Origin of the sequence: Thermomonas sp., from assembly GCF_029945965.1 — a bacterium.
Taxonomy (GTDB): domain Bacteria; phylum Pseudomonadota; class Gammaproteobacteria; order Xanthomonadales; family Xanthomonadaceae; genus Thermomonas.
In genome coordinates, this window is the sequence record NZ_JAQSDO010000015.1 from 706,772 (window position 1) to 718,820 (window position 12,049).

The window sequence follows — 12,049 nt, forward strand, 5'->3', positions numbered from 1 at the left end:
CATAGTCATATGCTCGAGCTTTCTGGCAGAGAGTGGCGCTATCAACGCTCGCGACATTCCTATCATCCGGTTTCTGAAATACTGCTGCCGAAATGCCTAGTGCTTGGACATTGTTGGGTCGGTGGCAGCGCTTGCGGAGACGCATTTGGCGCTGGCGAAGGGCGGTGGGGGCGCCTGCGACGCCGGCCGAGCCGCCGTTGCGTGCGCTGTTGTTCAGCGCCGGGCAAATGGGACTGCACGGGCGGAAGCCCGAGGTCGCTACGTGCCTGGTTCCGCTGGTCGATGACGGCGGCGTGCATCACGTCGCGGTGGAGCTAGGCAACTGATGCGCAAGGGCAACACGTCCAAGCGGTGGCTCGCGCGCCGGGCGGCGCGCAGCAGGAAGCCGGCCGAACCACGGGAACTCCCACTGCGCGCGCAACTGCTCAGCGCGGACCAGATGGAACGGCATGGTCGCGTGCTGGCGATGTCGCATCGCGTGAGTACGAACAGCAGCGCCGACATGCTGTTGGCACGGCTGAGCGCCAACCAAGCAGTGATCAGGCGCGCGAGTCGGCTGCTCGGCGATGCCGCGCAGGCCAAGCGGCGGCTCACGCCGGCCGGCGACTGGCTGCTCGACAACCTCTACTTGATCGAAGAGCAGGTACAGATCGCGCGCCGCCACTTGCCCAAGGGCTACAGCCGCGAACTGCCGCGCCTGGAGGGTGGCGCTTCAGACCAGCTGCCACGCGTGTACGACATCGCGCTCAACGCGATTTCGCACGGTGACGGCCGCGTCGACCTCGACACCTTCGGTCGCTACATTGCCGCCTACCAGTCGTTGACGCCGCTTACCCTGGGTGAACTTTGGGCAATCCCGATCATGCTGCGGCTGGCACTGATCGAGAACCTGCGCCGGGTCAGCGCACAGGTGATCGACGGCCGCATTGATCGTGATCTTGCCGAGCAATGGGGCGACCGCTTCGCCGAAATAACCGAATCCGATCCAAAGAACGTAGTGCTGGTGATCGCCGACATGGCGCGCGCGCAGCCGCCGCTCAGCGGCGCGTTCGTCGCCGAACTCGTTCGCCGCCTGCAAGGGCAGGGTTCCTCGCTGAGCGTGGCGTTGCACTGGATCGAGCAGTGGCTGGCCGACCATGAACTGGGGACTGCCCAGCTGGTGCAGAAGGAAAGTCGTCAACAGGCGGCCGAGCAGGTCTCGATCAGCAACAGCATCGGCAGCCTGCGACTGCTGGCGATGACCGACTGGCGCGATTTCGTCGAATCAATGAGCGTGGTGGAAGCCACGCTGCGCCAAGACCCCGATGGCACCTACGCGCGCATGGATTTCGCCACCCGCGACCGCTATCGCCACGTGGTTGAACGGATCGCAAGACGCGGCAAGCGCGACGAGATCGAGGTGGCAGCAGCGGCGCTGGCGCTGGCCCAGGCGGGTGATTCAAAAGGCGAGGGCGAGGAGTTCCTCACCCACGTCGGCTATTACCTGATCGATGCCGGCTTGCCGCAACTGGAGCGGTCCCTCGGCATGCGTGCGCAACCGCTGGTCGCGCTGCGCTCGGCACCGGCGCGAACGCCGTTGCTGGCCTACATCGTGCCGATCGCGGCGATCGTGGCCTTCTTCACTGCGGGGCTGATGGACGATGCCCGCGCCATCCTGGACCAACGCAACCTGCTCTGGGTGGTGGGGATCCTGGCCGTGATCGCCTTCAGCGAACTGGGCGTGGTGCTGGTCAACTGGTTCGCCACCATCATGGTCTATCCGCGGGCCCTGCCGCGGCTCGATTTCTCCGCAGGCATTCCTTCCGATGCGCGCACGCTGGTGGTGGTGCCGACCATGATCGGTGACATCGACGGCGTGCACGCGCTGGTTGACGCGCTCGAGGTCCGGTTCCTTGCCAACCGCGACGACAACCTGCGCTTCGCGCTACTGACCGACTTCCTCGACGCCGACCAGGAGACGCTTGCCACCGATGCTGATGTGCTTGCTGAAGCCTGGCGTGGCATCGAGGCGCTGAACGCGCGCCACGCCGGCAACCACGACCAGTTCTTCCTGCTGCACCGTCCGCGCACCTGGAATCCGCGCGAACGCCGCTGGATGGGGCACGAGCGCAAACGCGGCAAGCTCGCCGCACTCAATACGCTACTGCACGACGGCAGCGCGGAGGCGTTCTCATGCATCGTCGGCAACCCTGAGGCCCTGCAGGGCGTGCGCTACGTAATCACCCTGGACACAGACACGCGCCTGCCGCGCGACGCTGCAAGCGAGCTTGTCGGCACGCTGGCGCACCCCTTGAACCATGCACGGATGGATCCGGCGCGACGCGTGGTCTCGGGTGGTTACGGCATCCTGCAGCCGCGCGTGGGCGCGAGCATGGGCGGTGGCCCACGGACCTGGTACGCGCGCCTGTATGGCAGCGAGCCGGGCATTGACCCCTACACGCGCACCGTTTCCGATGTGTACCAGGACCTTTTCGGCGAAGGCTCGTTCGTCGGCAAGGGCATCTACGAGGTCGCTGCGTTCGAACGGACGTTGGCCGGTCGCTTCCCTGACAACCAGATCCTCAGCCATGACCTGCTGGAAGGCTGCTACGCCCGCGCCGGACTGGTCAGTGACGTGCAGTTGTACGAGGACTATCCGGGTCGCTATGCCTTGGACGTGAAGCGCCGCCACCGCTGGATCCGCGGTGATTGGCAGCTGCTGCCTTGGCTGTTGCCATGGGTGCCGCGCGGCGGGGGCCGCATGCAGCGCAATCCGCTGTCAATGCTCTCGCGCGGCAAGCTGCTCGACAACCTGCGCCGCAGCGTTGTCGCGGTGGCGACCACGGCACTGTTCGTGATCGGCTGGCTGCATGCGCCGCACGCGCTGGGCTGGACGCTGTGGCTGCTCACGACGCTGCTGGTGGCACCGCTGCTGGCGGCGGCGACGTCACTGCTGGACAAGCCGCACGAACTTCCATGGCGCGCGCACCTGCTGCATCACGCGCGTGCCGCTGGGCGCGACCTGGCGAGGATCACCCTGGCCGCTGCCTTGCTGCCCTACGAAGCGTTCTACAGCCTCGACGCGATTGTCCGGACCTTGTGGCGGATGCTGGTTTCGCGTCGGCGGATGCTGCAGTGGAGTCCATCCAGTGAAGTCGAGAAAGTGCTTGGCGCCGGCCTGTGGGCGTCGCTGCGCTCGATGTGGGTGGCACCGCTGTTCGCGCTGGCAGTGGCGTTTGCCCTGGGCCGCCTGCAGCCGGGCACGTTGGCCGTGGCCGCGCCCTTGCTCATGCTGTGGGCACTCTCGCCATGGCTGGCGTGGTGGACCGGGCGACCACGCCCTCCGCGGCTGGACGTGCTTTCGGCCCAGCAGAGTGCGTTCCTCGGCCGGTTGTCCCGCCAGACCTGGGCATTCTTCGAGGACTTCGTCACCTCCGCTGACCACTGGCTGCCGCCCGACAACATCCAGGAACTGCCGTCGCTGCTGGTGGCGCATCGAACGTCTCCGACCAACATCGGCCTGTCACTGCTGGCCAACCTGTCGGCGCAGGACTTCGGCTACCTGCAGCCCGATGGCGTCGTCGAGCGCGTCGCCAACGCGCTGGGGACGCTGGAACAGCTGCCGCGACATCGCGGGCATTTCTACAACTGGTACGACACCCAGACGCTGCAACCGCTACCGCCGCTGTATGTGTCCACGGTCGACAGCGGAAACCTCTCAGGCCACCTGCTGACGCTTCGCCAAGGCCTGCTGGCGCAGCCGGATGGCACTGTGCTGGCGCCTGCGACCTGGCAGGGCTTGCACGACACCTTGGCGGCATGCAGGGAAGCTGGTGAGCCAGGCGAGTTGGAGACCATGCGCGGCCGGCTCGAAGCACTGCTTCTGTCGCCGCCCGAGACCTGTGGCGCGGCAGCGGCGGCACTGGACGAACTGCTGGCACTGGCGACCCCGCTGACGAAAGGCAACGCGCCGGCTGGCACTGCTACTGAAGCTTTCGGTGAAGCGGCGTACTGGGGCCACAAGCTGCTCATGCAATTGCACGCGGGGCAGGCGGCGCTGGCGTGGCTGCCTGCCGCAATGGCGACCCTACCGTTGCCGACGCTGCGCCAGCTCACCCGCGATGCGTCCGAAGACATACGGGCGCAGGCCATGGCACGCATCATCGAACTGGAGCGCCTGGCCCACGTTGCCGGGCAGTGCGCGCAGATGGATCTGGGCTTCCTGTACGACCGCAGCCGCCATCTGCTCACCATCGGCTACAACGTGGATGAGCATCGCCCTGATCCGGGCTTCTACGACCTGTTGGCCTCCGAGGCGCGCCTGTGCAGCTTCATCGGCATCGCCCAAGGCCAGCTTCCACAGGACGCCTGGTTTTCGCTTGGTCGCTTGCTGACCGACGTCGACGGCGATCCCGCGCTGCTGTCGTGGAGCGGCTCGATGTTCGAGTACCTGATGCCGCAACTGGTGATGCCCAGCTACGAAGGCTCGCTGCTTGATCAGACCGCAAGGGCCTCCGTGGCCCGGCAGATCGAGTACGGCCGCCAGCGCGATGTGCCGTGGGGTATTTCCGAATCCGGCTACAACACCGTCGATGCGCACATGAGCTACCAGTACCGTGCGTTCGGCGTGCCGGGCCTGGGGCTGCGGCGTGGGCTGGCGCAGGACCTGGTGATTGCGCCCTACGCCAGCATGCTGGCGCTGATGGTGGCGCCGGCTGAGGCCACCCGAAACCTGCAGTTGATGGCAGCGGAGGGCTTCTCCGGCCGCTATGGCATGTACGAGGCTGTCGACTACACCGCGAACCGCGTGCCGCACGGCCAGTCGCGCGCGCTGGTGCGCTCGTACATGGCACACCACCAGGGCATGGGGCTGCTCGCACTGGACTACCTGCTGCACGACCAACCGATGCAGCAACGATTCCTGTCCGATCCCGAGTTCCAGGCGACCGTACTACTGCTGCAGGAGCGCATCCCGCGTACCGGCGCGTTCCACCCCAATACGGTCGAGGTCGAAGGGGCCACGATCGGGTCCGAGGACGCCGAGACGCGGTTGCGCATCTTCCGCAATGCGTCCTCGCCGCGGCCGGCGATCCAGATGCTCTCCAACGGTCGCTACCACGCCATGCTCACCAGTGCAGGCGGCGGCTACAGCCGGCTGCACGACATTGCCTTGACGCGCTGGCGCGAGGACTGCACCCGCGACCAGTGGGGCAACTGGTGCTACCTGCGTGACGTGGACAGTGGTGAGTTCTGGTCAGCCTCGTACCAGCCCACGGGCGTGGAGGTCTCTGGTTACGAAGCGATTTTCTCGGACGCCAAGGCCGAGTTTCGCGGCAGGCAGCACGGCTTCGAAACCCACCTGGAAATCGCGGTGTCACCCGAGGACGACATCGAGCTACGCCGGCTGCACGTCACCAACCAGACGCGCAATCCACGCACCATCGAAATCACGACTTATGCGGAAGTGGTGCTGGCGCCCGCCATATCCGACGAGCTGCATCCCGCCTTCAGCAACCTGTTCGTACAGACCGAACTGGTACCCGACCGCCAGGCCATCCTGTGCACCCGGCGCGCACGCTCGCATGACGAGGTGCCGCCATGGATGCTGCACCTGATGGCCGTGCACGATGCAGAGATCGAGGAAATTTCTTACGAAACCGACCGGTCGCGCTTCGTTGGCCGTGGCCGCGATCCGCGCGCGCCCATCGCGATGACCGAGGCGGGTGTGCTCTCGGGCAGCGAGGGTTCGGTACTCGACCCTATCGTGTCGATCCGCTGCCGCATCACGCTGGCGCCGTACACATCCGCGTCCATCGACATGGTCACCGGCATCGGCAGCGCACGCGATGAGTGCACGACGCTGATCGACAAGTATCGCGACCGTCGCCTTGCCGACCGCGTGTTCGACCTGGCCTGGACGCACAGCCAGGTCGTGCGGCGTCAGATCAACGCCTCGCAAGCCGATGCGCAGCTATACGAGCGACTCGCCGGGCTGGTGGTGTACGCGCATCCGGCGCTGCGGGCCGAGCAGGCACTGCTGCTGCAGAACCGACGCGGGCAATCGGGGCTGTGGGGACAGGCGATTTCCGGCGACCATCCGATCGTGCTGGTGCAAATTGCAGACGCGCAGCACATCGAACTGGTGCGCCAGATGGTGCAGGCCTACGCGTATTGGCGGCTCAAGGGGCTGACCATCGACCTGGTGATCTGGAACGATGAGCAGGGCGGCTACCGCCAGCAATTGCAGGACCAGATCATGGGGTTGATCACCGCGAGCATGGAGGCCAACGTCATCGACCGGCCGGGTGGCATCTTCGTGCGTCCAGCACACCAACTGCCGCAGGAAGACCGGATCCTGTTGCAGTCGGTCGCGCGCGTGATCGTCAGCGATGCGCGCGGCACGCTGGCTGAGCAGGTCGCGCGCAGGCAGGTGCCCGACATCATCGTCCCCCCGCTGCAGCCCCAGCCCACCCAGTACGAACTGATGGCGTTGCCGGTTCACGACGACCAGCCTGATGGGGCCGGCGTCGGCGTCGATCCATGGCCGTTCGATCCAGTGGCCATGCCGCTGCGTGAGGGCAACGGCACCGGTGCCTTCTCTGCCGATGGCCGCGAGTACGTGATCGACCTGCAAGAGGACGACGCCACCCCGGCGCCCTGGTCGAACGTGCTGGCCAATCCGCAATTCGGCTGCGTGGCCAGCGAATCCAACACCGGCTACACGTGGTCTGAAAATGCCCACGAGTTCCGGCTGACGCCCTGGCACGACGACCCGGTCTGCGACACCAGCGGGGAAGCGTTCTACCTGCGCGATGAGCAGAGTGGGCACGTCTGGTCGCCGACGCCGCTTCCCTGCCGTGGCAAGGGCGCTTACCGCGTGCGCCATGGCTTCGGATACAGCGTTTACGAGCACGTCGAGGACGGCATCGCCAGCGAACTGTGGGTGTACGTGGCAAGCGATGCGCCGGTCAAGTTCAGCATGCTGCGGGTGCGCAACACCAGCGGACGCACGCGTCGGCTCAGCGCTACCGGGTACGTTGAGTGGATCTTGGGCGACCTGCACGCACGTACCCAGATGCACGTGGTCACCGAGACCGAGCCCGAACATCCGCACGGCGCGGTGCTCGCCTATAACGCCTACAACACCGAGTTTGGCGGGCGCGTGGCGTTCTTCGATGCAACCGTGGACGAAGGCGGCTGGCACGGCGAGGACGCGCGCCGCAGCGCCAGTGGCGACCGCAGCGAGTTCATTGGCCGCAACGGCAGCCTGCGAGCACCGGCGGCGATGCTGCGCGAACATCTGTCCGGACGGATGGGCGCCGGCGTCGACCCCTGTGCCGCGATTCAGGTGTCCCTGGATCTCGCGCCCGGCCAATCACGGGATGTCGTGTTCAGGCTCGGCGCGGGCCTTACCCATGCCGATGCATTGGCCACCTTGCGCGACACGCGCGGCCACGACGCCGCCCTCGACGCGCTCGACGACGTCCGCATCGGCTGGCTGCGCACGCTGGGCGCGGTGCAGGTCGAAACGCCAGAACCGGCCGTCGATCTTCTGGTCAACGGCTGGCTGCTCTACCAGACGATCGGGTGCCGGTATTTCGCGCGTAGCGGCTACTACCAGTCCGGCGGTGCGTTCGGATTCCGCGACCAGCTGCAGGACACCATGGCAATCCTGCACGCCAAGCCCGAGCTCGCGCGTCGCCACCTGCTGCTCTGCGCAGAGCATCAATTCGTTGACGGCGACGTGCAGCACTGGTGGCATCCTCCGCTCGACCGCGGCGTGCGCACCCGCTGTTCCGATGATTACCTGTGGCTGCCCCTGGCCACCTGCCGCTACGTAGACGCCACCGGCGACCGCGACGTTCTCAACGAGCGGGTGGCATACATCGAAGGCCGCCGCGTGAACCCCGACGAGGAGTCGTATTACGACCTGCCATCGCGCTCGGGCCTGCACGAATCGCTCTACCAGCACTGCGTGCGCGCACTGCAGCGCGGGTTGGATCTTTTCGGCGAGCGCGGCCTGCCGCTAATCGGCACCGGCGACTGGAATGACGGCATGAACCGCGTGGGCGAGGGTGGTCGCGGCGAAAGCGTGTGGCTGGGCTTCTTCCTCTATGACGTGCTCAACAGGTTCCAGCCGCTCGCCCGAGAGCGCGGAGACCTGCTGTTTGCCGAGCGCTGCCAGGAACGCGCCACGCAACTGCGCGAGGACCTGGAACGGCATGCGTGGGATGGCGCCTGGTATCGACGCGCCTGGTTCGACGACGGCACGCCGTTGGGTTCGGATCACAGCGGCGACTGCAAGATCGATTCAATCTCGCAAAGCTGGTCGGTACTGTCCGGTGCCGCCGGTGAGGTGCGTGCGCGCCAGGCTATGTTGTCATTGGACGAACACCTGGTGCGTCGCGACGCCGGCCTGATCCAATTGCTGGATCCACCATTCGATGCCACCGACATCGACCCCGGCTACATCCGCGGCTACGTCCCCGGCGTGCGCGAGAACGGTGGCCAGTACACCCATGCCGCGGTCTGGGCGGCAATGGCATTCGCGGAGCTCGGCGACGGCGAACGCGCATGGGAACTGGCGCGCATGATCAACCCGATCCACCACGCCAAAGACGCCGAGGGCGTGGCCCGCTACAAGGTCGAACCCTACGTGCTCGCCGCCGACGTGTATGCGGTTCCGCCACACATCGGGCGCGGCGGCTGGACCTGGTACACCGGATCGGCCGGCTGGATGTACCGGCTGCTGACCGAATCGCTGCTTGGCCTGCATCGCCACGGCGACATGCTCGCACTGGCGCCGCGGATCCCGTTCGAGTGGTCGCAGTACCGCATGCAGTACCGTTTCGGCGACAGCGTTTACATCATCGATATCCGTCAGCACGACGGCGCCGAAGCCACGCTGCAAGTTGACGACATCGCACAGACTGGATTGCAATTCCGGTTGCTGGACGATGCCTCGAGCCACCGCGTCGACATCCAATGGCCCAGGAAACATTCCTGAATCCCCAAGGAACAGGTTCATGACTCAACTTCCCACCCCTCGCGAATTGCTGGATGCCTGCAAATCGATGCCGGCGCTGCGCACCGCGATCGTGCATCCGGTCAAGGCGAACGCCATCGAATCCGCCTTCGATGCAGCCACCGAAGGCCTGATCGAGCCCGTGCTGGTAGGCCCTGAAGTGCGCATCCGCGAGGCCGCCGACGAGGCCGGCGTCGACATCCGAGGCTGGCCGCTGCACGACGTAGAGCATAGCCATGCCGCCGCCGAACACGCCTGCGCGTTGGCGGTGCAAGGTGAAGTGCAGGCGCTGATGAAAGGCTCACTGCATACGGACGAGCTGCTTGCTGCCGTCATCGCCGCCAGGTCGCTGCGCACCGAACGCCGGATGAGCCACGTCTATGCGTTCATCGATGCGGCGTACCACAAGCCGTTCTTCATCACCGACGGCGTCATCAACCTGACACCCACGCTTGTGGAAAAGGCCGACATCGTGCGCAACGCTGTTTATCTGTTCAAGGCGTTGAACGGTACGGATGCGATCGCGAAGGTCGCGGTCGTGGCTGCCGTAGAGACGGTGAACCCGGACATGCCGTCCACGATCGATGCTGCCTGCCTGTCGAAGATGGCACAGCGCGGGCAGATCGAAGGTGCGCTTATCGACGGCCCGCTGGCCTTCGACAACGCCATTTCGCGCGCTGCCGCCGATGAGAAGGGCATTGTCTCGGACGTTGCCGGCGACGCCGACGTGCTGCTGATGCCGAACCTGGAAGCAGGCAACATGATGGCCAAGCAGTTGATCTTCCTCGGCAACGCAGAAGCCGCCGGGCTTGTACTGGGCGCACGCATCCCGATCATCCTCACCAGCCGCGCGGACAGCCGGCTGACCCGGCTGATGTCCTGCGCATTGGCGGTCCGGGTCGCGAACGCACGGCAACAGGGAATGTTCTCGTGAGTCGGGGGGACTAATGATGGATGCCATTGCCGTCATAAATGCCGGCTCGTCGAGTATCAAGTTTGCGGTATATGACACACGCAGCAAGCTGTTGCAGCGCATGCTTGCCGGCAGCATCAGGGACCTCGGCGCGTCGCCGCGCTTTATCGCCAACAACGGCGCCGGCGACGTGCTGGAGACGAAGGCATGGGAGGAGGGCGCATCGCTCAGCCACGAAGACGCCATGGCCTTCCTGTTGGAGACGCTACCGGCGCTGATGCAGGGCCACCGCGTGTGCGCGGTCGGGCATCGGGTGGTCCATGGCGGTGAGCGCTACACATCGCCGGTCAGGGTCGATGCCGACATACTGCGTGAACTAGAGACGCTGATACCGCTTGCACCGCTGCACCAGCCACACAACCTCGCGCTGATCCGGACGCTGCTGGAGACTGAGCCAGGCTTGCCGCAGATCGCCTGCTTCGACACCGCCTTCCATCACACAATGTCGCCAGTTGAACGTGCGTTCGCGCTGCCCCGCGACATCACCGAGCACGGCGTGCGCCGCTACGGGTTCCACGGCCTGTCCTACGAATACATCGCCTCGGTCATGGTGCTACGCGATCCGGCACTATCCGCCCGCGTGGTGGTGCTGCACCTTGGCAACGGCGCCAGCATGTGCGCGATGCAGGGCGGCAGCAGCGTTGCGACCACGATGGGTTTCACTGCTTTGGACGGGCTGCCGATGGGCACACGCTGCGGCTCGCTCGATCCGGGCGTGGTGCTGTACCTGATGGCAGAACTTCAAATGAACGATCGACAGATACAGGAATTGCTTTACCACCGGTCAGGGTTGCTTGGCGTGTCCGGTATCTCAAGCGACATGCGCACGCTCGAAGCCAGCGATGCCCCCGGTGCAAAGGAAGCAATTGACCTCTTCGTGCATTCCATCAAGCGTCATCTAGGTGCGCTGGCAGCGACGCTTGGTGGACTCGATGGGATCGTGTTCACCGCTGGCATTGGCGAGAACAGCGCCCTGGTGCGCGAACGCGTCTGCCGCGACGCAGCCTGGCTCGGCATCGAACTGGATGATGCTGCCAACCGCACTGGTGCAAGCCGGATCACGACCGCGTCCAGCGCCGTTTCAGCCTGGATTATTCCAACCGACGAAGAGGCCGTGATCGCCAAACACACACAACGGATGATCACGGACACCTGATCGACGGGTGCTTGGCCCGGCCATTGGCTTCACTTTATACTTCGCATAATGTCTAGCTTGTGCAGGGGTTCTCACGTCGATTAACTCCCGGGGCAGGGTGAGATTAACTTGGGATTGAGTAGGCGGCAATTCCTTCCCCTGCAGGCCACAAAAAAGCAGGTCGGCAGGAATGATTATGTGCAGGCTGTTCAGCTCACCGGGTGCGGGTCCGACCGCTAAGGCTCCCAGCGCGGCCGCAGATGCCGTCGCACCCGTCGCGCAAAGCGCTCCGTCGGTTCCAGCACCTGCGGCCGCGGGGTCGCCTAAAGCGGGCCATCCATGGCCCTTATTCGCAGGGCTCCGCCCTGCACCCGTACTCGATCTGGTCTGGCCGGTCATGGGGAGACCCCCAGAGGAACCGACTGAGCCGATTCGATGCTCGCCTGATACACAGCTTCCCTGCGTGCGAAGGTGAACCGCTGCGACTGGATGTGATCGAGCCGACGTTGCGCGTTCAGGATCTTGCCGTGGAACTCATCGACCAGGCTGGCGATCGCCAATAGCTCCGCAACCTCGCTGGATTCGCGGCGCATGGCTTCGAGGTGGGGCAGGTAGCCGCGATAAGCCGTCAGCAGCGTGCGCAGGATGGTGGGGTCATGTCCCAACCCCTGAGGGTCACGGCGACTCACAGCAGCGCCCCAGCGAGGCGACGGGGTACCAGCGGCTGCAATGGCACCTTGACCGGGATAACGGCACCGGGGCCTAAGCCGTGCAGCGCATCCGTCGCGGGATCGAGCGTATCACGGAGGCGTGAGATTCGTTCAGGTTTGGGGGCAATCTGGGAGGTGGCGTCCCCTTTTATTTGTGACTTGTGGGTAAATAAGACAAGCCCACGCCGGGCTACGCCCGGCGCAGAGCTGAATGCGCTGTTTTCCGC

The 12,049-nt window shown here is 65.4% G+C and carries 6 protein-coding genes; 4 read left to right on the forward strand and 2 right to left on the reverse strand.

All coding sequences use genetic code 11. From position 1 onward, the window contains the following. The first annotated feature begins 164 nt into the window (after positions 1–164). Genes PSV05_RS09495 through PSV05_RS09510 form a run of 4 tightly spaced genes read left to right on the forward strand, consistent with a single transcriptional unit; the run spans position 165 to position 11,133 of the window. The gene (locus tag PSV05_RS09495) at positions 165–326 is read left to right on the forward strand and encodes a hypothetical protein (protein ID WP_300064421.1); all 162 of its coding nucleotides are present in this window, start codon (positions 165–167) and stop codon (positions 324–326) included. Then, a complete protein-coding gene (locus PSV05_RS09500) occupies positions 326–8,986 on the forward strand; it encodes a glycoside hydrolase family 94 protein (RefSeq protein ID WP_300064423.1) in 8,661 nt (2,886 codons plus the stop codon). The genes PSV05_RS09495 and PSV05_RS09500 overlap by 1 nt, the downstream gene beginning before the upstream one ends. Positions 8,987–9,005: 19 nt before the next feature. Continuing rightward, complete coding sequence (locus PSV05_RS09505; protein WP_300064425.1) at positions 9,006–9,938, forward strand: bifunctional enoyl-CoA hydratase/phosphate acetyltransferase; 933 nt, start codon at positions 9,006–9,008, stop codon at positions 9,936–9,938. A 16-nt stretch (positions 9,939–9,954) separates the two neighbouring features. Further along, positions 9,955–11,133 carry an acetate/propionate family kinase gene (locus tag PSV05_RS09510; protein ID WP_300064427.1) on the forward strand — a complete coding sequence of 393 codons (1,179 nt, stop codon included), beginning with the start codon at positions 9,955–9,957 and terminating at the stop codon, positions 11,131–11,133. A gap of 374 nt (positions 11,134–11,507) precedes the next feature. Here PSV05_RS09510 and PSV05_RS09515 read toward each other — a convergent pair whose 3' ends face one another. Continuing rightward, complete coding sequence (locus tag PSV05_RS09515; RefSeq protein WP_300064429.1) at positions 11,508–11,777, reverse strand: hypothetical protein; 270 nt, start codon at positions 11,775–11,777, stop codon at positions 11,508–11,510. Between the two features lie 20 nt (positions 11,778–11,797). Further along, the coding region (locus tag PSV05_RS09520) for a hypothetical protein (RefSeq protein ID WP_300064431.1) at positions 11,798–12,049 on the reverse strand (252 nt) is incomplete at its 5' end.